The sequence below is a fragment of the Sorangium sp. So ce1504 genome (genome assembly GCF_051521635.1).
Lineage (GTDB): Bacteria > Myxococcota_A > Polyangia > Polyangiales > Polyangiaceae > Sorangium > Sorangium cellulosum_B.
Genome location: NZ_CP150365.1, coordinates 8,466,809 through 8,492,284, shown reverse-complemented (window position 1 = coordinate 8,492,284; position 25,476 = coordinate 8,466,809). Strand labels below are relative to the sequence as shown.

Below are 25,476 nucleotides of genomic sequence, written 5' to 3'. Positions count from 1 at the left end.
TGCCCTTGTGGAGCAGCCGTGCGGCGCCATGAATGATCCGGCGGCTCGGCGCACCAGAGCTCTCCGTGCATACCGTGGCGGTCGAGACGGGGGCGCTGTGGGCGCACCTCTCGCGGTCGTTCTTCCCTGCTGACGCGGCTGCGCCGGACGGCCGTGGCGACGACCTGCCCGAGTGCGCTGCCAGAGACGCCCACGCGCCGCTCGACGTCGCGTTCGCGGGCGGTGACCGCTCTCGTCGTCCGGCGCTCCTCGTCTCTCCGTCGAGCTCCATGAGCGCCGAGGGGGCGGGTAGGCTTCCGCAGGTGACCGAGCCCGACGACGTGGGCGAGTGGATCCGCCGCTTCCAGAGCGGTGACCCGACGGCGTTCGCGGAGATCTTCCGCCGCTACCGCCGCGACGTCGCGCGCCTCGTCTTCAGGATGCTCGGGCCGACCGCCGACGTCGAGGACGTCATCCAGGAGGTGTTCATCCAGGTGCACCGGAGCCTGGGTGACTTCCGCGGGCAATCGAAGTTCACGACGTGGCTCCACCGGGTGACGGTCAATGCCGTGCTGATGGCGCGGCGCGCTGCGCGCTGCCGGCCGGTGTTCGTGGGCGAGCTCGGCGCCGATATCGAGGTGGACCGCGGCATGCTCCCGGACGAGGACGCCGCTCGCGCTCGCAGGATCGACGCCTTTCGGCGGGTGCTGGAGCGCCTCCCCGAGAAGAAGCGGGTCGTCTACGTCCTGCACGAGCTCGAGGGGATCCCGCCGAACGAGATCGCGGAGATCGTCGGCGCGCCGGTCCTGACGGTGCGGACGCGCCTGTTCTATGCGCGCCGCGAGATCGAGGCGATGATGCGCGCCGAGCCCGCGCTCGCCCAGCTCGCCGCCGAGCTGGCCGAGGGCGGCGCGGACAAGGCGGATGGCGCCGGGCCGGCAGCGGCGCGCACGCGCGTTTCCGTGGGGGGCGCCGCCGTGGGATACCCCGCGGCGGATCCATCGGCTGTCGACGCGGAGGACGCATGAGCGGCGCAAAGCACTACGACCGGGCACGCGAGCACATGGAGCGGTTGCTCCGCGCCGAGCAGCCGCCCGAGCCGCGCTGGGAGACCATCGAGCGCGAGCTGTTCGCGCGGATCGAGCGGGCCGCTCCGGTCCACCGCGCCGCGCCGCAGCAGCGCTCGCCGCTCGGGCGCGCGCTCGGGTTCGCGGCGGCGGCGGCGGCCATCGCGTTCGCGGTCCTCGCGGCCGGGCGCTCCGCCCCGCCCGTCACGGCGACGTCGACGCCGCCGCGCGCCCGCGATCTCGCCGAGGTCCCCGTGGCAGCCGGCGGCGACCGGGCGTCCGGCGACCTGGACTTCCGCGCCCTCCGGCCCGGCGACTCCGTCGAGACCGCGGACCACGCGGTCTCTTTCGTCGATGTCGGCTCGGTGCGCTGGACGCTCCTGCCGGACAGCCGCGCCGTCGTGCGCGCCGTGGGCGCGGCAGGGGTCGGCCACGTGATCTCGCTCGAGCGAGGCTCGGTGCGCGCCGACGTCGTCACGCGCGCGCCCGAGGAGGGGCTCGTCGAGGCGTTCGCCGTCGAGGTGGACGGCACCCGCGTCGCGGTGCACGGCACGCTCTTCACCGTGACCCGCCTGGAGGGCCGCGTGGAGGTCGACGTGGAGCACGGCACCGTCGCGGTCGGCCCTGCGGCGTACCGCGGCGCGACCACCGCGCACCTCCTCGTCGGCCCGTCGCGCGGCACCTTCTCGCTCGACGGCGGCCGCGAGGCGCGCCTCCTCGAGCGCCCCGCGCCGCAGGAAGGCGCCGCCGCGGTCGCGTCGCCGGAGCCGGAGCCGGCGCCTGCACCCGCTCCGCCCCAGCCGTCCGTCGGCGCGCGTCTGCCGGGCGGAGCCGCTCTGGCCCCGGCGGTCGTGGCTCGCGCGGAGGAGCCCGCCGCCCCTGCGGTCGCCGAGCCGACTGCGCTGCTGTCGCCGCTGACGACCGAGCCCCCGCCCGCCGCCGCGCCGCCGCTCCGGGAGGCGCAGGAGGCGTCTGGCCCGCCGGCGCTCACGCCGGCCTCCGTGCAGTCGCTGCTGTCGAGCTGCTTCGCGCGCGAGAGCGCGGGCGGCAGGTCCTCGGTCCGCCGATCGATCGTCTCGACGCTGCACGTCTCCGTGCGCCCCGACGGCAGCGTCGCCGCCCTGCGCTTCAACCCGCCGCTCCGGCCGGCGCTGCAGGCTTGCGCCGAGGGCCTCTACCGAGGGCGCTTCGCGGGAGGCTCGAGGCAGCTCGACATCCCCCTGACCATCGACGACTGAGCGGCGGTCACCCGCTTCGGATACGGGCCCATCTCGACGTTTTCGGTGCTCAGCGCACCGGAGTGCGCTTGCGCGCCGAAAACGCCGATCTGGGCCCGTCTCCTGTGCGGGTGACCGCCGCTCTTCCTGTGCGGGTGACCGCCGCTCTTCCTGTGCGGGTGACCGCCGCTCTAGAGGGAGCCGAGGAGCTGCGTGAGCGCGTAGGTTTCTCGCGCGCCCATCATGCTGAACTGTACCCCCATCCCCTCAGGGGTGGTCCATCGCACCACCGACGGGATCACGGCGACCTGCTTCAGTCCTTGCAGGGACAGCAGCACCTCGACGGTCGCGCCGAAGGGAGCCGGCGAGCTCGTCTCGATGAACATCCCGCCGAGGCTGAGGTCGCGGCATATCGCGTCGACGCGCGGGCCGTCACCGATCCGGAACGCGATCGAGATCTCGATTTGCTTGCGCGGGTGCTTCCGGTGATCTCGCACGTTCCTCGCTGGCTAGCTGCGCGGCGCTGAGGCGCGCCGCGTGGGGTATTCTGGAGCGCAGAGGAGACGATCAATGTCGCGAGCCGAGAGCGTCGCTGTCAAGCGCCGGGAGCCGCGCTCGAGTTCTTCTTCGAGCCGCTCGAGCCGCTCGAGTCGCTCGAGCCGATCGAACAACAGCGGCAGCAGCACCCCCGCGGTCGCGGTCGCGTCGTCCACGAGGGCCGACGCGGGGGCGCGCCGCGGCTGGAAGCGGCACCTCGAGGGCTGGGAGCCGGGGCTCGTGGCCGTGTTCATCGCGGGGTCCGCGGCGATCCTCGCTGTGCCGCGGTCGGTCGAGCCGGCCGAGCTGCCGCTGCCGCTCGCCGACGCGCGAGCCCTCGCGCGCGTGCGAGACGCGGACATCACGCGCGCCCGCGAGGCCGAGGAGCTCGGGCTCGACGCCGAGGTGCGCGAGCTCGGCTCCGCCGTCCGCGCGTTCGGGCTCGTGGACGCCGACGCGGATCACACCGAGGCCGAGCTCCTCGCCGCGCGCGCGCGCGTGATCGACGCCATGGGCCGCGCGCTCGCCCAGGGGGACGAGGCGGTGCTCCGGCTGCGCGCCTACCAGCTGAGAGCGTTCGTCCGCGAGGTGCGCCGCTTCGAGGCGACCGGCGAGGAGTCCGACGAGCTCCGCGAGCTCGGCGGCGATTTCCTCGGGCTGCTCCGCCGAAACGCCTGGCTGGGGCAGGGGGACGCGGCGCCGCGCGGCGGCGGGGAGGGGGCCCGCCGCGTCGCCATGGATGGCGTCGCGCTCGGTGTGCTCTTCAAGAAGCGCTGGAGCGCCATCGTCGGCGTCCAGCGAGATCCGTTCGCCCCGGCGCTCGACGAGGAGCGCGCGCTGTTCAAGTTCTTGCTCGCGCACCCGCTCGTCGCCGCGAGGAGCGCGCAGACCCTCCCGGCTCCTCCCGACGAGGAGACGGCGGCGCGCCTTGCGCAGGCGGGTGGGTCGGGGCCGCGCGCACCCGCGGCGGCGCTCCGCGCAGCGGAGGCGCGGCGCGCCGAGGAGCAGTATCGCCTGAAGAAGATTGACGAGCTCGCCGCGCTCGACCCCTCCTATCCCAGGCACCTCGCCCGCGGTGTCACGCTCTATCGGCTGGGGAGCTTCATGCAATCGGCGGAGGCGTTCCGCAGCCACCTGGACCAGCACCCCGACGGGGCGTACACGCTTCGAGCGCAAAACTACCTGCGCGCCGCGCTCGAGCGCGCGCGCGAGGAGCAATTCTAGGAACGGTCTCCCGTCGGCCGCGCCGATCGGTCGCGCCCGCATCCCCCGGGGCGGGCCTACGGGCCCCTGCGTATCCCGCCGGGGCGGTACGGGCGCCCGCTGATGCCCTTGGCCGGGTTGCCTTGCCCGCCGCGCCCTCGGCGCGTCTCCATCTCGTTCCAGATCCCCTGCTTGGCCGAGGCCTGCAGGAACCGGCGAGCGGCCGGAAATACCTCCTGCTCCTCGCTCTCCACATGGCGCTGGTGCGCAGCGCGCAGGTCCTCGATGAGCTGGGGGATCGCCTCCACGGCCTCGGGGCCGCCGTCTCTGTCGATCGCGGCGCGCAGCGCATCGATCGCGCGCTGTTGCGCCTTGTGCTCCTGCCGGAGGCGATCGAGGGTCGGCGCGATCGCCTCGAGCACCGCGAGCCGCGGGTACAGCGAGCGCTCCTCGTCCTCGCGATGCCGGCTCATCGACCGCTCGAAGTAGGACACCACGCTGGAGAGACCCTCGAGCGCGGCGGCGCGCCCGCGGGGATCGCTGAGCGCGCGCGCGGCGCGCGCGAGATCGTTCAGGTTCTCTTCCAGGCTCCGGTGAGCGGCGGCGAGCTTCTCGAGCGGATCGATCCGGTCATCGGACATTCATCGATGATCGGACGACAAGGCGCACGCGTGGAAGCCCTTTATTCCTTCCGCGCGCGATTGGCGCTCCGCGTCGCGCGCGCGGCGTCGCGCGCTCCGCGCGCTATTAGCGCTCCGCGTCGCGCGCTCCGCGCTGTGCGCTGGTCATCCGACCAACTCGCCACCTGACCAGCGGAGACCGTATCGCACCTCCGGCGCCGGTCATCCCGCGCGGGATCGCTGGCGCGTTCTACGGAAGGCCCGCGTTGCGGGGCAGATCGAGGTGCAGCGCGGGCGCCAGCATCTCGCGCGCGAGGTGCACCTCGAGCAGGTCGATCACGGGGCTCTTCGACACCGCGCGGAGCCGCTCGTCCGCGCCGGCATCACCCGCCGCCTTCCTGGCCATCGCGGTGTAAAATTGCGCCTCCACCCGCTGCGCCGCGCTCCGGGCGAGCCTGCCGAGATCCGCGTCGCTGAGCCCACCGTTCGCCCAGGCCGCGAGCTTTCCCGTCCAGGATGCGCGGCTCGTCGCGCTGTCCAGCGCGCGACCCGCGGTGCCGTCGGTCGCGACGCCGAGGGCGCGCTCCAGCAGCAGGACCCAGAGCCCGCCGTAGATGAGATCGTCCTCGTCCACGTTCGCCTCGAGGCCGCGCTTCAGCGCCCGTCGCGCGGCGGGGAGATCGCGCTCCACGAGCGCGCGCCCCACGGCGTCGAGCATCGTGGCGCCGAGCTGCGGCGGCTCGGCCGCCACCAGGGCGAACGCCCGATCGTACGCCCGGGTCGCGCCCTTCTCGTCGCCATAGCCGTCGAGGATGCGCCCGAGCAGCCGCTCCGTCCGCGCCTTGGCGCCGGGATCCCGGGCGCGCTGCCGGGTGTCGAGCGCGGCGGCGAGCGCGGCGTCGAGCGACTCCTTCGCCCGGTCCTGCGTGCCAGCGTCGCGGTGGAGCTCGAAGGCGAGCAGGTGCGCCTGGATGATCTCGAGCGGCGCGCTGCGCGCGTCCGGCGCTCCCAGCGCGCGCCGCACGTCCTCGAGCGCCGCCTGGGGCTCGCCGGACTGCCGCTCGGCCATCGCGAGCACCGTGAGCCCGTTGACCGTCGGCTCGGCCGCCGTCGCCGCGCGGAGCAGCGGCAGCGCGGCCACGAGGTTGCCGGCGCGCAGCTCGAGCGACGCCATGAGAGAACGGACGCGGGCGCCTGACGGATCGAGCGCGCCGCCGCCGCGCGCCGCGCGATCGGCGAGCACGAGCAGCGGCCCCGCCGCGTTGTAGGTGCGCCGGGCCGCGTCGAAATCGTCGTTCGACGCCTCCTCCGAGAGCGCGCTCAGCACGAGCCCGAGCGCGGCCCCGAGCGCGCCCGGGCTCGGCCGGTCGCCGAGCGCGCCGACGATCACGAGCGGCGTCGCCTCGGACATGCCGAGGCGGATCATCACCTGGGAGAGGAGCGTGGCGCTGTCGTAGTTCTGCGGGTCGCGCCGGTAGGCCTCGAGGGCCGCGCCCCAGATCGCCCCGTCGAGCAGATCCTGCCGCATCCCGGTCTCGGCGTCGCGCTCCTGCGCCTCGTGCTGCGCGAAGGCGGCGGCGAGCGCCTGCCACGAGACCGCGTCGTCGTCGGAGGCGGCGGCCTTGAGCCGCTGGTACAGGCCGGGCGGGATCACCCGGCGCACGCTCGTGCGGTCGATCTGATCGATCGCGCCCTTCGCGTCGCCGAAGCGGAGGAACAGCGCCGCCAGGCTCGCGCCGCCCGACTCGAGCGCGCGCGCCGCCTCGACCGCCTCCTCGCGCTCCGGCCTCGCGCCGCCCTGGCGGTACTCGATGTTGAACTCGATCGCCCGATCGATCCACGCCACGGTGGCGGCGGCCGCGCGCTGGATCGACTCCGCGCGGCCGTCGACGAGGGCGCGCGAGACGGCCGCGCGCTGATCCGCGCCGAGCTGCTCGAGCGGCCCGCCGGTGCGCGTCTCCTTCATCCACTGCTCGAGCGCGGCGAGGTGCTCGTCGCTCTCGGCGCGGGCCCGGCTCCCGCTCGGCAGCGCGGCGGAGCGGATCTCCATGAGGGCCCGCACCCGCCCCTCGTCGCCGCGCGGGCTGAGCCGCTCGATCGCGCCGGCGATGGCGCGCTCGCCTACGGCGTCGATCATCTCTGCGCGCCCCTCGCCGGGACGGACGAGGGCCAGCGCGCCCAGGACGCTCTCGACGGCCCGATCGGGCTGCCCTGCGTTGAAGCGCCCGGCGGCGTGCGCGAGCTGCCTGCGGACCACGCCGATGAGCAGGCCCGTGCGCTGCGGGCTCTGCTTGCCGTCGCGCACGATCGCGAACAGGCTGGCAGAGAAATCGGCGTCGCGGACCTCGACGGCAGCGACGCGGCCCTCGGCGCCTGGCGGCCCCTTCGCCCCCGGCGAGCCAGAGGCCCCGCAGGCGACGGGAGAGAGCGCGAGGACGAGCGCGGCGAGACCCCGAGCGAGACGGCGCCGAGGGAACAGGGGCGGCAGCGACATTGCGAGCCAGTGTACACGGGGGGAGCGTGAGCGCACCCCTCGGAGGCGCTACCGCGAGCCGTCGCCGAGCTTGCGGCCGAGCAGCTTGGAGGCGAGCGTCTCGCCGAGCTCGCTCATCATCAGCTGCTCGACCACCGCCTCGGTGGCGGCGCGCTCCGCCTCGCTCGTGTACTGGAACTCGATCCCCATCCCCGCCGGAGCCGACTCTGTCGCCTCGGCGGTCGTGACGATCCACTTCACCCGCCCGCGAAGGCGGAGCGGCTCGGCCAGGTTCCGGATCGAGAGGGCGAACACGAACTCGGTGCCGATCGCGAGCGGGCGATCCGTCCGGATGAACGTCCCGCCTTTCGAGATGTTGCGCGTGTAGTCGGCGAAGAACGTGTTGAGCCGTTTGTACTCTACGCTCAGCTCGATCGCGGCGCGATGGGCCGAGCGGCGGTCAGCATCCGTCACGGGACCCACCCTACCACGGCGCATGCGGGCCAATGCGGACCAGAGTAAAGTCGCCGGCCATGCGACTCGCAGGGGTCAGGGCCGCGCTGGCGAGCGGGCGAGGCACGATCGACGCGACGCTCGCCGCCGGGCGGGCAGTGACGCGGGCGGGGCTGCTCGCCGCGCTGCGTTGGCCGGGGCTCAAGGTGCTCGCGCGCGAGCTCGCGAGAGGCAAGGCGAACCCGTCGCTCTTGTTCCGTTTCCACGCCGAGAACAGCCCCCACCGGATCGCGGTGATCGAGCCGCTGGGCCTCGCGAGCCTCGCGCCCCGCGCGGCGGAGCGAGGCGCGGGACCCCCGGCCGAGGATCGGGTCTACTCCTTCTTCGCGCTGAACGAGGCCATCGATCGGCTGGGCTCCGCGCTCGACCGGCGCGGCGTCGGCCCGGGCGTCACCGTGCTGCTCGCGCTCAAGAACCGCCCCGAGTTCCTGATGTGCCAGGTCGCGCTGGCCCGCGTCGGCGCGTCCGTGGTGGCGGCCTCGTGGCGATCGACCCCCGCGGAGCTCGCCTACCTCGCCGGCCACTCCGGGGCGCGCCTGCTCCTGTTCGACTCCGACATCGCCGGGGTGATCCGCGAGGCCGCGCCGCGGCTCGAGGGGATCCCGCCCGAGGAGATGATCGCGATCGGCGAGCGCGCCCCGGGCTTCTCGCACCTCGACGACCTCCTCGCCGAGCGCGGCGCCGAGCGGGGCGCCTCGCCGGATCGGAGCGAGCGCGCCGCGGTGGTGATGTACACGTCCGGCACCACCGGCAAGCCGAAGGGCGCGGTGCGCGGCTTCGGCGGCGGCATCGTCCTCCCGGCGCTCGGGGCCATCGGCGCGACCCCGATGCGCGCGGGGGACGTGCACCTCGCCGTGTGCCCGCTCTACCACCTCACGGCGCTCGGCTTCGTCAACCTGTCGCTCATCGTCGGCGCCACGATCGTGATCCTCCCGGAGTTCCAGCCCGAGCTCTTCCTCGAGGCGATCCAGCGGTACCGCGTGACCACCACGGCGGTCGTCCCGACGATGCTCCACCGCGTCCTCGAGCTCGGCGAGGCGCGGCTCAGCGCCTACGACACGTCGTCGCTCACCGCGATCTTCGTGGGCGGCGCGCCGCTCTCGCCGGCGCTCGCGGCGGAGGTGATGGCGGCGTTCGGCGACCGGCTCTTCAACTTCTACGGCGCGACCGAGACGGGCATCGTGACGATCGCGGGCCCCGGGGATCTGCGCGCCTCGCCGGGCACCATCGGGCGCCCCGTCGCCGGCAGCGAGCTGCTCCTCGCGCGCGAGGACGGGACGCCGTGCCAGGACGGCGAGGTGGGCGAGCTTTACGTGAGGAGCTCCTTGCTGGTCTCCGGCTACCACAGGGACCCAGGCGCCACGCGCGAGTCGACGCGCGACGGCTACTTCTCGGTCGGCGACCTCGCCCGCCGCGACGCGCGCGGCTGCTACCACCTCGAGGGCCGCAAGCGGGAGCTCATCATCTCGGGGGGCGTGAACGTGTACCCCGCCGAGGTGGAGTCGGTCCTCCACGAGCACCCGGCGGTCGCCGAGGCCGCGGTGGTGGGCGTCCCGGATCGCGCCTTCGGGGAGCGCGTGCGCGCGGTCGTCGCCCTGCGCCCCGGCGCGACCGCGAGCGAGGGCGACATCCGGGCGCACTGCCGCGCGCGGCTCGCGGGCCCGAAGGTCCCGCGCGAGGTCGTCTTCGTCGACGCGCTGCCGCGCAACCCGACGGGCAAGGTGATGAAGCGCGAACTCGCCGGGCCCGAAGGGAAATCAGCGGATTAGGCGGCCCGGTAGCCGCTGTCCCGGGAGGGCGATCGATGCTATTTCGCACGTCGTGCGGGATCCGTACGAAGTATTGGGCGTCGAGCGTTCCTCGACGCAGGATGAAATCAAGAGCGCCTTCCGGCGGCTCGCCGGCCAGCACCATCCCGACAAGAACCCGGGGGATCAGGGCGCGCACGTCCGCTTCAAGGAGCTGAACGCGGCCTACCAGATCCTGAGCGATCCGCAGAAGCGCGCGGCGTTCGATCGGTTCGGCCCCGCCGCCGTCGGCGCCTCCGCCGGCTCGGGGGTCCCGGGCGTGCCCTTCGACATGCAGGACCTCAACCTGGACGCCATCTTCGGCGATCTCCTCGGCGCCCTGGGCATCCGGGTCGGCGACCGCGGGACGCTGCAGAAGGAGGTGCGGATCACCTTCGAGGAGGCGGCGTTCGGCTGCGCGAAGGAGATCACCTACGATCGCGTCGAGCCGTGCGGCGACTGCGCCGGCTCGGGCTCCGCGCCGGGCGCGTCGACCGAGCGCTGCTCGGCGTGCTCGGGCCGCGGCCGCGTCCGGATGCAGCAGGGGATGTTCCCCATCGCGATCGAGCGTCCCTGCGGGCGGTGCCGCGGCACGGGGCGGATCGTGACCGACCCGTGCAGGACGTGCCGCGGCGCCGGCCTCGCGGCGAAGCAAAAGACCATCGAGGTGACGATCCCTCCGGGCGTGGAGAACGGCGCGACGCGGCTCGTGGAGCGCGGCGGCAACGCCGTCCGCTCCGACCGGGGGCCGGGCGATCTGGAGCTCACCATCCGCGTCTCGCCGCACGAGCTCTTCCGCCGCGTCGGCGACGACGTGGTGTGCTCCGTGCCGATCTCGTTCGCGCGCGCGGCGCTCGGCGGCGAGCTGGAGATCCCGACGCTGGAGGGGAAGGGCCGGCTCCGCATCCCCCCGGGCACGCAGCCCGGCGCGGTGCTCCGGATCAAGGGCAGGGGCATACCGCGTCGCGTCGTGGGCGGGCGCGGCGACCAGCTCGTCGAGGTGAGCGTCGAGGTGCCGACGCAGCTCACCGCGACGCAGCGGGAGCTCATCGCGCAGCTGGCGAAGGACCTCGGCGAGAACGTGCAGCCTCAGCAGGCCACCTTCATGGAGAAGCTGAAGGGGCTGTTTGGTTGACCTGGCGCGCGGCCGCGCGCGATCCTCCGCGTTCTTCTGAACGCCGAGGCACGAGCTCTGCTTCGAGCGCCTGAGCCGACATGGCGACGGAGGCATCGGACATGGACAAGGCGAAGTTCATCGACGTCCTGAGCGACTCCACCGGAGAGACGGCGGAGAAGGCCGTGCGCGCAGCGCTCCTCCAGTACCCGGACGCGGGGGTGCAGATCCGCCTCCACACGCGGGTGCGCACGCCGGAGGTCGCGCGGCCGGTGCTCGAGCGCGCGGCCCGGGAGGGCGCGCTCGTCGTGTTCACCGTGGTGAGCCCCGAGCTGCGCGAGTTCCTGCATGCGTCCACCGCCGAGCTGAACATCGAGGCGATCGATCTGATCGGCTCGCTCATCGTCCGGCTCGGCACCTTCCTCGACCGGGAGCCGATCAACCTGCCGAGCGCGATGCTCCCGCTGAGCGAGGAGTACTTCCGGCGCATCGAGGCGGTGGAGTTCGCGGTGAAGAGCGACGACGGGAAGGAGCCGCGGAACTTCAAGAGGGCCGACATCGTCCTCGTCGGCGTCTCGCGCACGTCGAAGACGCCGCTGTCGACGCTGCTCGCGCAGCGCGGCCTCAAGGTCGCGAACCTCCCCCTGGTGCTCGGCGTCCCGCCGCCGCTCGAGCTGATGGAGGCCCCCCAGGATCGGGTCGTCGGGCTGACCATCGGGATCGATCAGCTCTGCGAGATCCGGCAGGCGCGGCTGCGCCAGCTCGGGATGCCCTCCGAGACCAACTACGCGATGCGCGAGCACGTCCGGCAGGAGCTCGACTTCGCGAACCGTCTCTTCGCCGCGCACCCGGAGTGGCCGGTGGTCGACGTCACCAAGCGCGCCATCGAGGAGACGGCGGTGATCATCCTCGAGCACCTGAAGGAGCGCGACGAGCGCGCCAAGGTCGTGCGCTCCTCGCTCGTGTGAGGCCGCGGCTCCAGCGAGATCAGCTCACGATCTTGAGGGCGCGGCCGACGAGGACCTCGTTGTGGCTGCCGGTCCTGTACCCGCCGAGATCGAGCGTCACGTACCGGAAGCCGTGCCGCTTGCCGGCGGCCACGATCTCGGCGCGCACCGGCGGCTCGGCGGCGCGCGCGAGCTCGCCCGCGTCGAGCTCGATGCGCGCGAGGTCGTCGTGGTATCGGACGCGGACCTGGCGGAACCCGATGCCGCGCAGCGCCGCCTCGAAGCCGCCGATCTGCGCGAGCCGCTCGCGCGTGACGCTGGTCCCGTAAGGGATCCGGCTGGAGAGGCAGGCCGCGGCCGGCTTGTCCCAGATGGGCAGGCCGACGCGCGCCGCGCCGGCGCGCACATCGGCCTTGCTGAAGCCGAGCTCGACGAGGGGGCTCAGCACGCCCGCCTCCCGCGCCGCCTCCAGCCCGGGGCGGTAGTCGCCGAGGTCGTCGGTGTTGGTGCCGTTCACGATCGCCGCGAGCGCCCACTCGGATCGCCTTCGCGCGGCGATCCGGTAGAGCTCGCTCTTGCAGTGGAAGCAGCGATCCGGGTTGTTCGCGACGTAGCGCGGATCGTCGATCTCGGACGACTCGACGAGCCGGTGATCGGCGCCGATCAGCCGGGCGATCGAGGTGGCCTCTTCCTTCTCGGCCGGCGCGAGGCTCGGCGAGACCGCGGTCATCCCGACGGCCCTCGGGCCGAGCTCCTGGTGCGCGACCGCGAGGACGAAGGCGCTGTCGACCCCGCCGGAGTAGCAGACGAGGACCGATCCGAGCTCCCGGAGCCGGGCGCGCAGCCCGGCGAGCTTGGCATCAATGGGCGAGCCCTCGGGCGTGGACGACAGCGCGGACATGGCGATCCTCTTACCATAAGCCGCGTTCCGCGCCGGTCGGCCCGGCGTCCGCCAGGTTACTTGCGGTCCGAGCGCCGGTTCTGACACGCTGCAGGGCGAGATGGACCCGAAGAGGAAGCAGGCCGCCCGCACCTCCCTGCCGTTCGCGCTCGCGGCGGCGCTCGCGCCCGCCGCGTTTGCTGGCCAGGGGTGCAGCGACAACCGGCTGCCGCCGCGGGAGCTGCCGCGCGCCGAGGAGCAGCAGGCGCTCCCGCGATGGTACCCGGAGAAGCCCTGGTCGGAGCAGGGCGGGGAGAGCCAGGTCTACATCGAGGGCAAGATCGTCTTCGACACGAGCAAGGCGACGATCCGGCCGGGCAGCGAGAAGACGCTAGAGATGCTGCTCCAGTTCATCAAGGAGCACCCCGAGGTGACGCGGCTGCGGATCGAGGGGCACACGGACGCGCAGTCGAGCGAGGAGCACAACCAGGCGCTCAGCGCGCGGCGCGCCCTCGCGGTCGCCGACTGGCTGGTCGATCACGAGGTCGAGAGCGACCGGCTGATCGCCGTGGGCTTCGGCGAGTCGCGCCCGCTCGGGCCGAACGAGATCGCGGCAGGCCGCAGCGAGAACCGCCGGGTCGAGTTCCACGTGGCCGAGGTGAACGGGCGCCCCTTCCTGGGGCAGGATCCGTACAGGGGCGGCCTGGCGCTGGAGGTGCTGAGCCTCGAGCAGCGCAAGCAGCGCGCGGAGCAGGCCGCGCAGCTCAAGGCGCCCCCGCCCCGCAAGGGCTTCGTGGCGACGGGCGACGAGATCAAGCCGGTGCAGGTCAAGCCCCGGGCCACGTCGGAGGCGCAGGAGGGCGAGCCCCCCGCGCCGAGCGCGCCGGCCAAGGAGAGCGCGCCGCCACGTGACGGCGGTGGCGCGGCGCCCGCGGGCGGGGGCTGAGCGACCTCAGGGCGCGAGGTGCCGCGTGCGCGGCGCCCGTGTCCGGTAACGCTCGAGGAGCGCGAGCGTCGCGTCGAGCGACGCGCCGTACGGGAGCACGTTCCCCTTCGGCGTGGCGTACTCGAGGTAGAGGTTGTCGTCGGTGGACAGGATCGGGCCGCCGTCCTCGGCCGCGTCGGCGACGAGGCGATCGAGATCGTCGCCCGAGGTGACGAGGGCGTCGAGGAGGTCCTCGAGCCGCGCGCTGGCGAGCGTCGCCTGGAGCGACGGGCGCGCGTCGAGCCCGGCGAGGCGCGCCCCCGAGGCGACGAGCGGTGCGCCGCTCGCGACGAGGATGCCCTGCGCGCCGCCCACGAACAGCGCGACGTGCGGGAATGCGCTGCGCATCGTCCTCACCACGACGGCGAGCTCGCGCCGCCGGATGTGGTGGAGCTGCACCCACTGCTGCAAGACGCCGCCCTCGGTGAGCCGCGACCGGGCCAGCTCGTAGAACTCGTGGCTGTAGAGGCTCGCGGCGCCCGCGAACCAGACGCTGGTGAGCTCGATGGCGATGAGATCGTAGCGGCCCGGGGCGGCGACGAGCAGCTCGTTCCTGCCGTCGTTGAGCGAGAGGCGGACGCGGGGATCGTCGAGCGCACGGAGGCTCGGGCCGGCGAAGAAGCGCCGAGACGCCTCGACGATCGCGGGCGAGATCTCGGCGACGTCGATGCGCTCGAAGGGGTAGGCCGCGATGGTGCCGGTCGTCGTGCCGGTGCCCAGGCCGATGACGAGCGCGGCGCGCGTGTCGCGGAGGAAGAGCGAGGGGAAGTGCGCGAACCGCCGCTGCGCCGTCATCTCGGGGCCGTCGTCGCCCTGGAACTTGCCGTTCGTGTACATGGTCGTGACGCCGGCGAGGTGCGCGACCGTGGTGACGCCGCCGTGCACGTCCTCGCGCACGAAGTCGATGCGCTCGGGGCGCGGCCCCATGGCGAAATAGACGTTCGCGCCGCTCGTGAGGCGGGCCATGTCCCAGCGGGGCGCGAGCACGGCGAGCGCCCCCGCCGCCGCGGCCAGCGCGAGGGCGCGGGGGAGCTCCGCCCCGGCGCGCGCGGCGGCGAGGACGGCCGTGAGGGCGAAGGCGAGCGCGATCGTCAGGAGCGCGCGCTCGGAGCCGAGCGCGGGCAGGATGAGGTAGCCGGTGACGATGGAGCCGGCGATCGTGCCCAGGGTGTTCGCGGAGGTCAGCCTGCCGACGCGCGCGGCGACGTCGGCGTGCGCGGCGGCGCGCGCGAGGAGCAGGGGGAAGGTGGTGCCCATGCACAGCGTGGGCAGCGCGAGGATCGCGAGGGCGGCGAGCGCGCGGCACGCCTCGCGGCCGGCCCACCCGTCGACGTGCTTGCCCGCGAAGGCGAAGAGCCGCGGGAGCTGGTCCCAGAGCGGGACGGTGGCGGCGAGCGAGAGCGCGGCGGCGGCGAGCCCCCGGGAGAGCGCGCCCTCGCCGTGGCGGCGCGCGAGGGCAGGCGAGCGCGCGGCGCCGGCCGCGAGGCAGACGAGGAAGACGGCGAGCATCAGCCCGAAGGCGTAGGCGCTGTTGCCGATGAGCAGCGCGAGCAGGTGGGTCTGGACCACCTCGGCGGCGAAGACCAGGAAGCCCGACGCGAACGCGAGCAGGAGCAGGAACGGCGGCTCGGTCCGGCCGGCGGCCGCAGGGAGCGGAGCGTCCGCGGTGCGGGCCTCGGGGGAGCGCGCGTCGGGGGCGGCAGCAGGCGCCGGGCCGCGCAGCCCGGCGGAGATCGCGACGACGCCGAGGACGAGGTTGGCGATCGCCGCGGACCAGAGCGCGCCTCGGATGCCGAGGTGCGGGAGGACCACGTAGGCGCCGGAGAGCGCGCCGGCCGCGCCGCCGGCCGTGTTGATGGCGTAGAGCGAGGCGAGGCGGCGCGCGGCGTCGTGCTCGGCGGGAGGCGCGCCGCCGTCCGGCGCGGCGCCGGCGCGGAGGATGCGCGAGAGCACCGGCAGCGTGGCGCCCATCGCGACCGTGGGGACGACGACCACGAGCGCGGTCAGCGCAGCGCGCGCCGCGGTGAGCAGCGCGAGCGAGTCGGGCGCTGCGCGGGCGACGGCGACGTAGGCCGAGGTCAGCGCCTCGAACAGGAACGGCGAGACGGCGCAGATCGCGCCGACGATCACCTCGAGCGCGCCGTAGACGACGAGCGGGCGGCGCGCGGACGCGGCGTGGCGTCCGCCGAGGTGCGCGCCGAGGGCGAGGCCGCCCATGAAGGCGGCGAGGACCGTGCTCACGGCATACGCGGTGGCGCCGAAGACGTAGGCGAGCAGCTTGGAGAAGGCGACCTCGTAGAGGAGGCCGGTCGCGCCAGAGACGAAGAACAGGGCGGCCACGAGCGGGAAGCGGGAGCGCACGGGCGCGCACGCTAGTACAGGCGCCCGACGAGCAGGCACCTCAGAGCGCCGAGCACGACATCCCTCGGCAGGCGGCCGAGGGCGGGCGCGACGCGCCGCCCCGTCACCAGCCGAGCCGCTGCAGCCGCTCTCTGGCCCCCTTCACCCCGAAGATCGTCTCTTCGCCGGGCGGCACCACGGGCGCGAGCAGCACCGCCGCGAGCACCGCGGTGACGACCAGGGGCGCTCGCGCGTCGTCGCCGGCGATCGGCGGCTCTCGCACCTGCCAGACCCGCCGCGCCCGCGCGAGCAGCGCGTCGAACCCGCACCCGCCGATCGCCCGCACCCCCGCCGCGGCCGCCGCTCGCACGAGCGGCGCACGATCCAGCGGCACCGTCATGACGAGCACGCGGCTCGTCGCGCGTGGCGTGGAAGTAGAAGAAGAGGAGGTGCGCGCGACGTCCACCTCGACGGCGTCGGCCATCGGCGTGCTCCCCGACGGATACGCCTTCTTCTGCACGAGCGTGAGCTCCGCCCCGAAGAAGACGCGCGCCTGATGTGCCCAGCGGTGCTCGTCGATCCGCGCCTCGGGCTCCGGCGACAGCAGCGACCACCCCTGGCTCGGAGGCAGCAGCTCGATACGTCCTTCCGCCCACCCGCTGCCGTCGAATTCCATATGCGCGCCCGCTGCCACGGTAATCCCTGGTTTGACCTGGTCCGGATCGCACGAACGCGCGGCCGGTGGTCTATAGTTCGTGCCATCTAGGGTAAAGGTGAGCCCTGCATGCCGAAGTCCGATCAGGCGTCGGAAGAGCAAGGCCGGGCTGCCCTGAGGGCGGCCCTCTTTATACACCGACGCGCGCCGCTCTCCCGTCTGCTCGCTCGCCGCGGGCTCGGTCCCTACCGCGGGTACGGCGAGCTCCTGGAGGCGATCGAGCGGCTCGCCGACCGCGGCGCGCAGGTCACGCTGATCGGGCGCTCGATCCGGGGCGAGCCGCTGCTCGCCGTTCACCTCGGCGCAGCCAGCCTGGCCGCTGCGCGCGGCGAGAAGCAAGCCGCAGGCCTCCTGGCGCCGAGCGCCCAGGGAGGACAGAGCGTTGCGAACGGCGTCTCACTCCGTCCGCTCGATGGCACGTCGGATCGCGATGGCAGCCGCGCGCCGGGCGGCGCGGACGACCCGGCGCCGAGCGACGCCGCCCTCGCTCGGTTGGCCGAGCGCGCCGAGCGCGCCAGTCTGCGCCCCTCGACGGGAGCCGGGTCGCGTGAGCGCGTGCGGACGACGGTGATCCTGTCCGGGATCCACCCCCTCGAGTGGATCGGCATCGAGGCCCACCTCGCGCTGCTCGATCGCCTCGCGACCCAGGACCTCGGGGGCCGGTCGATCCTCGCCGTCCCGATCGTGAACCCGGATGGGCTCCTCCGCGTCGAGATGAACCTCCGCGCCGGGCGACACCGGTACGTGCGGGGCAATGCCCGGGGCGTCGACCTGAACCGGAACTTCGACGCGGGATGGTACGAGCGCGGCCTCATCCAGCGCTTCATCGGGCTCCTCTTCTCGCCCGGCAGCCGCCCCGCCAGCGAGCCGGAGGTGGAGGCCATCGCGCACGCGCTGTCGTCGCGCCGGATCGACCGCGCCTTGTCGCTGCACAGCGCCGGCGGCGCCGTGCTGTACCCGCCGGCGCACAGCCTCTGGCCCGTGGCCGACGCCGCCGAGCACCGCGCCTTCGCGCTGCGCGTCGCGCGCGCCGCGGACCGCAGGCCGTACCGCGCCATGCCCTACGTCCGCTTCGCCTGGGGCGTCCGCAAGGCCGGCCTGGAGATCGACTGGCTCCACGATCGTCACGGGGCGCTGTCGCTCCTCGTGGAGTGCTCGCGCGGCAAGCTCGGCCTCCGGCCGTCGCGCCTCGTCGAGCCGTTCGCCTGGCACAACCCCCGGCGTCTCGACGACGCCACGCCGCCGCTCGTCGACGCCCTCCTACCCTTTGTGAAGGGTGCGCGCGCCTAGAGCGGCGGTCACCCGCTTCGGATACGGGCCCATCTCGACGTTTTCGGTGCTCAGCGCACCGGAGTGCGCTTGCGCGCCGAAAACGCCGATCTGGGCCCGTCTCCTGTGCGGGTGACCGCCGCTCTGCTGCCGTTCTGCTGCGGCTCTGCTTGGTGCAGAGGGGGGCGGAGACCGATGTGGTTCCGCGAGGAACCGGGCGCGGCGCTCAGAGCTCGATCGGCTCGCCGACGGGGATCTTCTGCAGGCCGAGGAGGACGCCGAGGGCGGCGAAGGTCGCCGCCATCAGGCCGTACGCCGCGAGCGCCCGGTGCTCGATCAGCCAGCCGGCGCCGATGGGGCCGATGATCTGCGAGATGCTCGCCAGCGACTGGCTCACGCCGAGCGCCGCGCCCTGCTCGTCGCGGCCGACGCTCTTCGTGAGGAGCGTGGTGACGGCCGGCCTCACCACCGCCGCGCCGAACGCCGCGATCCCCACGAGCGTGAGCAGCACGGGCAGGGTGTACGCGACGCCGAGCAGGCCGTAGCCGACCACCATCGTGCCGAAGCCGAGCAGCGCGAGCCGCTCCTCGCCGTACCGCTTCGCCAGCCGGCCGATCAGGCCGCCCTGGATGCTGCCGCCGATGAGCCCGGAGAAGGCGTAGAGATAGCCCGTCTCCTTGACGCCGAACGCGAAGCGCCGCTCGAGGAAGAGCGCAAGGCCGCCGATGAGCGTCGAGAAGGAGAGAGAGAAGGCGAAGAACTCGAGCAGCCTGCGGCGCGGGAGCGGCCGGTCGAAGTACCGGCGGAAGGCGTCTCCGCGGCCGAGCGACGCCGGCCGGGCGGCCGCGGCGGTCACCCCGTCCTGGGCCGCCGGCAAGGGCGGCTTCGCCGGGAGCAGCGTGGCCGTGAGGAGGACCGACAGGAGCGACAGCGCCGCCGCCCCGTACGCCGGCGCGCCGTAGCCGAAGCGGCTCGCGAGCTCCCCCGTGATGGCCGGGCCGAGCAGGAACCCGGAGCCGAAGGCGATGCCGATCAGGCCGAACGCCTTGGTGCGCTCCTCGGGCCGGGTCACGTCGCTGATGTACGCCTGCGCGATCGTCAGGTTCCCGGCCGTGAGCCCGTCGATGATCCTCCCGAGGAACAGCATCCAGAGCGAGCTCGCCGAGCCGAGCACCAGGAACCCGAGGAACGTGCCGGTCTGGCTCACGAGCAGCGTGGGTTTGCGGCCCACCCGGTCCGAGATCCGGCCGAGGATCGGCCCGGAGACGAGCTGACAGACCGCGTAGCTCGCCGCGAGCACGCCGACCACGAGCTCGCTGGCGCCGAAGTGCTCGGCGTAGAACGGGAGGAGGGGGAGGACGAGCGTGAGGCCGAGGACGTCGACGAAGACGGTAAGGAAGATCGGCAGGAGCGGCGAGCGGAGCATGATGGCTTTCGGTGGCGATGGACTGCGGTGACGGCCGCCGGCGACCGGGCCGGCGATGGCCGGGCCTCCGGACGGGCGCCTTGACGGCGTTGTCCTCATGACGCATCTGCGCCGCGGCGGGTACCCTCCAGCGCGCGTCCAGCGCTCGTGCGGGGCACGGGCCGGGCCGCGGGCGGGCCCGGGGACGCCCGCGCCGTGGCTCAGCGCTCCGACGGGGCGACCGCGCGCGGGTCGGGAGAGCGGAGCGCGAGGGTCATCTGGATGTCATCCAGGATGGCGCCGTCGACCCGGAACGCGTCCTCCCGGGTGCCGATCGGGACGAACCCCATCCCCGCGTAGAGCCGCCTGGCCCGCTCGTTGTTGGCGAAGACGCCGAGGTCGAGGTACTCGAGGCCCGCCTCGTCGCGGGCCCACGCGATCGCGGTCTCGAGCAGGCGCCGGCCGTGGCCCTGCCCGGTGTGGGGGCCGAGGATGCCCATCGCGACGACGGCGCGGTGGCCCTCGGACCAGACGCGGCCGCCGCGGAGCTCGATGTGCCCGATGATGCGCGCCCGCGGCTCGCTCGACCGGAGCAGCCAGGCCCGCCCCCAGAGCGGCTCGTCGAGCCCCTTGCCCCAGCGGTCGCGCGCGCTGTGCTCGACCTCGTCGGGGGCGAGCGACGTAGCGATGGCGAAATGGGGCACTCCGCGCCGGCCGGACTCGGCGACGTGCTCGATGAGGTAGGCCGCGAAGGCCCGCGCGTCCGAGCGGTGGGCCGGGGCGATGGCGTGGAGGGCGGGGGAGGGGATCATGCCGCGGCGCGCGCAGCGCCACGCCGAGCGTAGTGCCGCCCTGGCGCCCGCGCGACCTCCAACGGCAGCAGGCGGGCTCGGCCAGGTGATCTCGGGCTGAGGGACGCGGACGGCCGGACGCTGCTCAGGGCGTCACCAACGTGAACGTGAACGTGAACGTTTACGTGGTCGTGAACGTGAACGTGAACGTTTACGTGGTCGTGAACGTGGTCGTGGTCGTGGTCGTCAACGTTAGGTCGTGAACGACCACGACCACGACCACGACCACGACCACGACCACGACCACGTTCGGATATAGGAGAACGCGGCGTGAAGCTTGGTTAACGCTGATGAGGGGGAGCGCGGGGCCCCGGCGTGGGGAGGCGCGGATCAGTCGGGGAAGATGCCCAGCTGCTCCGGGTCGGCGAGGCCGAACTGGGCCATCATCTTGAGCAGGTAGTCAGGCACCGACTTGTAGCCCTTCAGCTCGTACGCGTAGTGGTTCTTGTAGATGGTGAGCTGGGTGCAGTTCTCGTTGATGTTCTGATCGCACGCCGGCACCTCCTTGAGCGGGCCGACCGCGGGCACGTCCTTGATCGCCGGATCCGGGATGATGATCGCGGCGCCGTCCGGGTGGTACGTGATCATCGCGCGACCATACTTGTTGAAGCCGGGGCCGTAGTCGGCGACGTACGCGGGATCCGCGGGGATGCTGTCCGCCGGGTTGCCTGGCTGCGCCTCGTGCCTCGCGTCGAGCTGGTAGCCCTTCGCGGTGAGGGCGTTGGCGTACTCGAGCACGCGGGCCGCGATGCCCTTCTGCACCCACTTGCCGCCGGAGTCCTCGCACGCCGCCCTGTTCTTGCCGGCCCCGAAGAGGCACTCCATGCCGTACGTGCGGGCGTAGTAGACCTGCCCGGACGTCGGGTCCTGCCACTCGATGCGCTGCTCGAAGCCCGGGTCCGCGTCGCTGCCGAGCCGGTAGACGCGCATCATGTCGAGCCAGTTCGTCTTGCCGTTCGCGGGGATGTTCGCGAGCGTCCACGCGATCAGGAACTTCTGCACCTCCCAGCCGATCTGCGGATCGACAGCGACGGTCCGGTCCACGACGGCCGGGTCGAAGTCGCCGCCGAGGTAGTTCGTGCAGAGGTTCTTCCCGTTGGTCGGGAAGCAGACCTTCGGCCCCTCGTTCGGCCACCAGCTGACCCAGCCCATCGGGCGCGCCGGGAACTCCTTCGCCAGCGGGTCGGGATCCTTGCTCGCCGTGTCGAGCACCGGGAAGCCGTCCTCGCCGGCCTCGAGGCGAGGCGCGAGGAGCGAGCGATCGCCGGTGAGGGCGTTGGCGAGCACGCGGCGGTAGCCCTCGGGCAGCACGTCGGCCATGCCGACCGCGCGGAAGCGGGCGTCGTAGAAGTCGCGGCGGGACTGGCTCACGAACCGGTCCTCCGACTCGGAGAGCAGGATGGCCGTGTGGATCTTGTCGTAGTAGCTGCCCGCGTTGAACGAATAGTCGGTGTCGAAGTCGCCGTTGCTCTCCGAGTTCCTGTTCTCGAGCGGGTGACCGCCGAACCCGATGTCCTTCAGGTAGCCGGTCGAGCCGTTCGGGATCTGCACCAGCACCGGGCTGTTGGTCGTGCCGCCGAAGGAGCCGAAGTCCTCGCCGGCGCCGTAGTCGTCGCCGTCGAGGTTCGAGCGGAGGACCGGGTCGTTGAACAGCGGATCGCGCAGGTAGTGCGGCCCCTCCTCCGGGCGGGCGAGCTGCCTCGTGAAGTGATCGAACGCCACCGTCGCGGCCACGACGTTCTCCTGCAGGCTGCCCTCGACGAGGAGCGGCCACAGCGTGTCGAACGACAGGCCCTGGTTCGTCGCGAGATCCTGGTAGATCGTCCCGTAGAACCCGATGCCGCCGGCGATGCCGAGCATCTTCTCGTTGTAGCGGCTGTAGGACCTGTCCGCCGCGGCGCGGACGCTGAACGTCGTGCGGTTGCGCCGGAAGTTGTCGAAGATGTGCCTGTTCTCCTGGGTGGTGAGCAGGAACATCAGCTGCTCGTACGGGTCGGCGCCGTTGTCGTGACGGAAGACCGAGACGTTGCCGGTGTCGGCCCAGTTGTCGGTCGCGAACCCGTACGGCACGCGGACGCGGTTCTGGGCGTCGACCGCCGGGCCGCCGCGGAAGGCGCCGATCGCGGTCTCGCTGTCCTGCGGCTTGCGCAGCTGCTTCCAGCCGACGTAGTCGACCGGCTGCTGGCGGCAGCGCTTCGTCTCCTCGCCGACCGTGACGATGCCGCCGTCGAGGAGCGGGTGCCACTTGCCGTCGAGCTGCTCGTTCCACGTCGCGGGCGGGGTCGCCTCCACGTCGTAGCAGTCGCGGATGACCTCGTACTGCGATTGCAGCTGGGAGTAGTGGAAGTCGTTGACGCTGGGCGCGCTCGTGGCGTTGCCCTTCGCGAACATGCCGTACTTGATGCCGGCCAGCCCGCCGAAGTTGTCCGTCGCGGCGAGGAGCCCGCCGCCGACCCTGCCGCCGGCGAGGTAGTTGCGGTCGCCGTTGTCGTAGACGCTCACGTTGTCGCCGTAGAAGAAGCGCGCGGCGGCGAAGTCGTAGACGCCCAGGCCGACCAGGTCCTGCGAGACGTCGCCCGGGTAGTCCATGACCGTGGAGTGCTGGAACATCCAGATCATGTTCTTCTGCTCTTCGTCCGTGATCGCGTCGAAGTAGCGAGGGCCGACGCACTGCTCCGGGCTCTCGTCCGCCTCACCGGTGCACGCCGCCTTGACCTTCCCGTTCTTCGTCCTGAGCTGCCAGTACTGGGGCCGGAAGAAGAGCGAGGCGTAGCTGCTCACGAAGTTGTGCCGGAGGCCGATGGAGTGCCCCATCTCGTGCGCGATGACCGCGTACTGGTAGCGGCGCTGGATGTACTTGAACATCTTCTCGTAGCGCCCCCGCTTCTCGTCGGCCGTCTCGTCGTCGCCGACGGGGAACTTCTCGCGGAGCGCCTCCGCGAGGCCCGTCATCGCCGAGGCCTCGGGGGCCTCGTGCAGGATGCAGGCGCCGCGCTCGGCGAGCGCGTTGTCGTGCATGCGGCGGAGCTGCGAGTGCATCTTCGGGTTGTTCATCGCGAACGGCGACGCCGCGTCCGCGAGCGGGCCCTCGATGGGCAGGCCGGCGGGGACGCCCGCGCGCTTCAGCATCGCCGGGTTCAGGAGCTCCGACTCGGCGAGGCTGCCCCGGGCGGCCTTCATGCGGGCGCCCACGACCGCCTGCTGCGGGGAGGGGACGTCGCCCCGCACCGCGATGTCGGCGACCTTCGCCTTCATCGGCTCGATGAGCGCCTTGAGCTGGGGGGAGACGCCCTGCGCGACGAGGCCCGCGTACGCCTCGGCGTCGAGCTTCGTGGCGCTCGCGAGCCGCGACGTGACCTCCTGCTTCGTCATCGTGGGCCCCTGGCCGCCGCCGGACATGCGGCTCGCCTGCGCCCAGTCACGGATGTACGTGCCGTCGGTGATCTCGGAGGTCGGGATCTCGCCGTTGATGTAGCGGACGATGTCGACGAGCTGCTGCGCCGCGGAGTCGGTGACGTGGCTCCAGATGTTGATGCTGGCGGCCACCTTCTCGCCCGTGATCGGGTCGTCGGCGTCGACCATGATGCCCCAGGGCGACGGGGTCTGCGGCTTCTCGACGATGAGCACGCTGTTGTAGCGGAGGTCGCCGAGCCGCGGGGCGACGCGCTCCTCGAGGGGGACGCTCGTGTCGCCGCAGGCGGGGTGATCGCCCTCCACGATGGGGTTGTGGCAGAGCACGATCACCGAAGGCTGCGTGACGACGCTTCCGATCGCGAGCGTCGCCTGGTCGCCGCCCCGCCGCTGAGAGAGCTGCTCCACGGCCTGCTTGGCCTGGTCGTCGCACGCCGGCGCGTCCCAGCCCTGCTCGCGGCGGCACGCGTTCAGCGCGCGCGAGAGCGCGACGGCCTCGTCGATGTCGTCCTGCTGGCCCTTCCACATCGGGAACTTCGCGTCGCAGTCCTGGCCGCCCGTCTTCCGGCACTCGACGAGGCGCGACGTCTGGATCGCGGTCTTCATCGCGAGATCCCACTCCTCGGTGGCCCACTGGGTCGCCTCGAAGATGTCCTCCGACGTGTTGCCGCCGACGTACCAGGGGATGACGACGGCCTCGCGCTCCGTGTAAGGCAGCGTGCACTTCTGCTTGTACACGTCGCACTGCGAGCCCGCGCCGGCCGCCGCGCACACGTCCGCGGTGCCGTCCTTGTTCTCGTCGAGGTTCGGATCGGCGGTCACGTCGCCGGCCGGGGCCGTCTCCCGGGTCGCGCAGGCGACCGCGCCCTCCATCGCCTCGGGATCCGTGTAGAAGTGGCTGCGCTTCCAGAGGTTGTAGCGGGCCGCGAAGCGCCGCCACTGGTTGTCCACGATGCCGTAGTTGCGCTCGTAGCCGTAGCGGTAATCGAAGTTGAAGATGCCGAACGCCTGGAACCTCACGCCGTCGAAGTCGACCGGCTCGTAGTCGTTGTCGACCACCTTCTTGAACGACTGCCGGATCGTGATCTCGACCGGGTTGCAGTTGCCGTACGGGTCGGTGCCGCCGGCGAAGTCGCCCGGGAGCATGCAGGCAGGGAACTTGTCGATGCCCCAGCCGAGGCTCGAGAGGTCGAGCAGCGCGGGCGTGGCGAACGCCTTCGTCGTGACGTCGAAGTAGCCGTTCTCGCCGTCGAACCGCGGGGCGTCGGCGGAGGCGGGGTCGCTGACGTAATAGGCGAGCGGCTCGTACTCGACACCTCCGTAGAGGCCGATCTGCGACAGGGTGTCGAAGTTGTAGGCGTCGGTCGCGAGGTTGCGGGACCAGTCGACGCGGATGTACTCGCGCTCGTACCAGAGCCGGTCGCTGGTGTTCTCGACGATGACGTTCGACTCCTCGCCGGTCGAGGGGTTGTAGTCGCGGACGATGTCGAAATGCGACTCGATCGCGTAGCTCGCGACGATCTGGCCGTCGTTCGTCGTCTTCTTGGTGAGCCCGTTATAGTTGTTGCCCTTGCCGTCGGTCCCCTCGATGCGCTCGTAGGCGAGCCGGGCGTTGAGCTGGCGCTCGGTGATCTCCCACTTGATCCGGGAGACGGGCTGGGCGTAGGTCGACGTGAAGAGGCCATCTTGGGCGGCGCCGTACCCGACGTCGACGACCGTACCCCGCATGTAGAACTCGGGGTCATCGACGATGTCTTTGAGGTCCCCTCCAACGAAGAAGGACTTGGCGAGCGCATCGCTCTGCACCCTTCTGATGGACGGCCGCTCCTCGGCGCAGCCCGCCCCCACGACGGTCAGCGCGACGGTGCCGAGGAGCACCGCACGCCTAAAAATTCGATTCATCAACGATCCTCCGGAAGCTGCCTGTCGAGATCGACGCACAAGCTGACCCTTCACGGCGCACAGGGCGCAGCGCGAGGTAGTCCCCCCAAGGCAAGAACGTTGCCAACGCTCGCCGACGCTCGAACGCGAGCTCTTTCGATAAGTTAAGCACCTGTCGCACATGTGCATCGGGGGTGGCGTTAAAGAGTTAACTGTTGCCGGACGAGCTTGCGACCGGCGCCCGTCTCCGGGGTGACGGCGGTCGGAGCAGTGCTCGGGACG

General features: G+C 72.6%; 18 protein-coding genes. 8 read left to right on the top strand and 10 right to left on the bottom strand.

All coding sequences use genetic code 11. The features are described 5' to 3' along the window. Window positions 1–32: 32 nt before the first annotated feature. Window positions 33–1,007, top strand: coding sequence for an RNA polymerase sigma factor (locus WMF39_RS31915; RefSeq protein WP_437740255.1), 975 nt, complete (start codon window positions 33–35; stop codon window positions 1,005–1,007). After that, window positions 1,004–2,284, top strand: coding sequence for a FecR domain-containing protein (locus tag WMF39_RS31910; protein ID WP_437740254.1), 1,281 nt, complete (start codon window positions 1,004–1,006; stop codon window positions 2,282–2,284). Before WMF39_RS31915 ends, WMF39_RS31910 begins: the two co-directional genes overlap by 4 nt. A gap of 170 nt (window positions 2,285–2,454) precedes the next feature. On the opposite strand, the gene WMF39_RS31905 is transcribed toward WMF39_RS31910, so the two are convergent. Continuing rightward, window positions 2,455–2,760 (bottom strand): PilZ domain-containing protein, encoded by a 306-nt coding sequence (locus WMF39_RS31905; RefSeq protein ID WP_437740253.1) that lies wholly within the window; start codon window positions 2,758–2,760, stop codon window positions 2,455–2,457. A gap of 73 nt (window positions 2,761–2,833) precedes the next feature. Between WMF39_RS31905 and WMF39_RS31900 the strand changes: the two genes are divergently transcribed. Then, window positions 2,834–4,024 (top strand): hypothetical protein, encoded by a 1,191-nt coding sequence (locus tag WMF39_RS31900; protein WP_437740252.1) that lies wholly within the window; start codon window positions 2,834–2,836, stop codon window positions 4,022–4,024. Window positions 4,025–4,080: 56 nt separating this feature from the next. Here the strand turns inward: WMF39_RS31900 and WMF39_RS31895 are convergent, their stop codons facing one another. The 3 genes from WMF39_RS31895 to WMF39_RS31885 form a co-directional block, all read right to left on the bottom strand. Further along, window positions 4,081–4,644, bottom strand: coding sequence for a hemerythrin domain-containing protein (locus WMF39_RS31895; protein WP_437740251.1), 564 nt, complete (start codon window positions 4,642–4,644; stop codon window positions 4,081–4,083). 229 nt (window positions 4,645–4,873) lie between these two features. After that, complete coding sequence (locus WMF39_RS31890) at window positions 4,874–7,117, bottom strand: hypothetical protein (protein WP_437740250.1); 2,244 nt, start codon at window positions 7,115–7,117, stop codon at window positions 4,874–4,876. A gap of 48 nt (window positions 7,118–7,165) precedes the next feature. Continuing rightward, complete coding sequence (locus WMF39_RS31885) at window positions 7,166–7,570, bottom strand: PilZ domain-containing protein (RefSeq protein WP_437740249.1); 405 nt, start codon at window positions 7,568–7,570, stop codon at window positions 7,166–7,168. Between the two features lie 59 nt (window positions 7,571–7,629). Between WMF39_RS31885 and WMF39_RS31880 the strand changes: the two genes are divergently transcribed. The 3 genes from WMF39_RS31880 to WMF39_RS31870 all read left to right on the top strand — a co-directional run bounded on the left by WMF39_RS31880 (window position 7,630) and on the right by WMF39_RS31870 (window position 11,478). Then, window positions 7,630–9,378 carry a class I adenylate-forming enzyme family protein gene (locus WMF39_RS31880; RefSeq protein WP_437740248.1) on the top strand — a complete coding sequence of 583 codons (1,749 nt, stop codon included), beginning with the start codon at window positions 7,630–7,632 and terminating at the stop codon, window positions 9,376–9,378. A 52-nt stretch (window positions 9,379–9,430) separates the two neighbouring features. Beyond that, on the top strand, window positions 9,431–10,531 hold the full coding sequence (gene dnaJ, locus WMF39_RS31875; protein ID WP_437740247.1) for a molecular chaperone DnaJ: 1,101 nt from the start codon (window positions 9,431–9,433) through the stop codon (window positions 10,529–10,531). Window positions 10,532–10,632: 101 nt separating this feature from the next. Further along, window positions 10,633–11,478, top strand: coding sequence for a pyruvate, water dikinase regulatory protein (locus WMF39_RS31870; RefSeq protein ID WP_437740246.1), 846 nt, complete (start codon window positions 10,633–10,635; stop codon window positions 11,476–11,478). A gap of 19 nt (window positions 11,479–11,497) precedes the next feature. Here WMF39_RS31870 and larE read toward each other — a convergent pair whose 3' ends face one another. Next, window positions 11,498–12,358 (bottom strand): ATP-dependent sacrificial sulfur transferase LarE, encoded by an 861-nt coding sequence (larE, locus tag WMF39_RS31865; protein ID WP_437740245.1) that lies wholly within the window; start codon window positions 12,356–12,358, stop codon window positions 11,498–11,500. A 100-nt stretch (window positions 12,359–12,458) separates the two neighbouring features. Between larE and WMF39_RS31860 the strand changes: the two genes are divergently transcribed. Beyond that, the gene (locus WMF39_RS31860) at window positions 12,459–13,283 is read left to right on the top strand and encodes an OmpA family protein (protein WP_437740244.1); all 825 of its coding nucleotides are present in this window, start codon (window positions 12,459–12,461) and stop codon (window positions 13,281–13,283) included. 6 nt (window positions 13,284–13,289) lie between these two features. Here WMF39_RS31860 and WMF39_RS31855 read toward each other — a convergent pair whose 3' ends face one another. Further along, entirely contained in the window at window positions 13,290–15,683 is a 2,394-nt protein-coding gene (locus tag WMF39_RS31855; RefSeq protein WP_437740243.1) for a fused MFS/spermidine synthase, read from the bottom strand. 103 nt (window positions 15,684–15,786) lie between these two features. Then, complete coding sequence (locus WMF39_RS31850; protein WP_437740242.1) at window positions 15,787–16,338, bottom strand: hypothetical protein; 552 nt, start codon at window positions 16,336–16,338, stop codon at window positions 15,787–15,789. Window positions 16,339–16,446: 108 nt separating this feature from the next. Here WMF39_RS31850 and WMF39_RS31845 point away from each other — a divergent pair, with 108 nt between their 5' ends. After that, window positions 16,447–17,667: a M14 family metallopeptidase gene (locus WMF39_RS31845; protein ID WP_437740241.1), complete on the top strand. Its 1,221-nt coding sequence runs from the start codon at window positions 16,447–16,449 to the stop codon at window positions 17,665–17,667. 205 nt (window positions 17,668–17,872) lie between these two features. On the opposite strand, the gene WMF39_RS31840 is transcribed toward WMF39_RS31845, so the two are convergent. From WMF39_RS31840 to WMF39_RS31830, 3 genes are all read right to left on the bottom strand, one after another. Beyond that, entirely contained in the window at window positions 17,873–19,072 is a 1,200-nt protein-coding gene (locus WMF39_RS31840) for an MFS transporter (RefSeq protein ID WP_437740240.1), read from the bottom strand. Window positions 19,073–19,272: 200 nt separating this feature from the next. After that, the gene (locus WMF39_RS31835; RefSeq protein ID WP_437740239.1) at window positions 19,273–19,863 is read right to left on the bottom strand and encodes an N-acetyltransferase family protein; all 591 of its coding nucleotides are present in this window, start codon (window positions 19,861–19,863) and stop codon (window positions 19,273–19,275) included. Window positions 19,864–20,232: 369 nt separating this feature from the next. After that, window positions 20,233–25,215 carry a zinc-dependent metalloprotease gene (locus tag WMF39_RS31830; RefSeq protein WP_437740238.1) on the bottom strand — a complete coding sequence of 1,661 codons (4,983 nt, stop codon included), beginning with the start codon at window positions 25,213–25,215 and terminating at the stop codon, window positions 20,233–20,235. Between the last annotated feature and the right edge of the window lie 261 nt (window positions 25,216–25,476).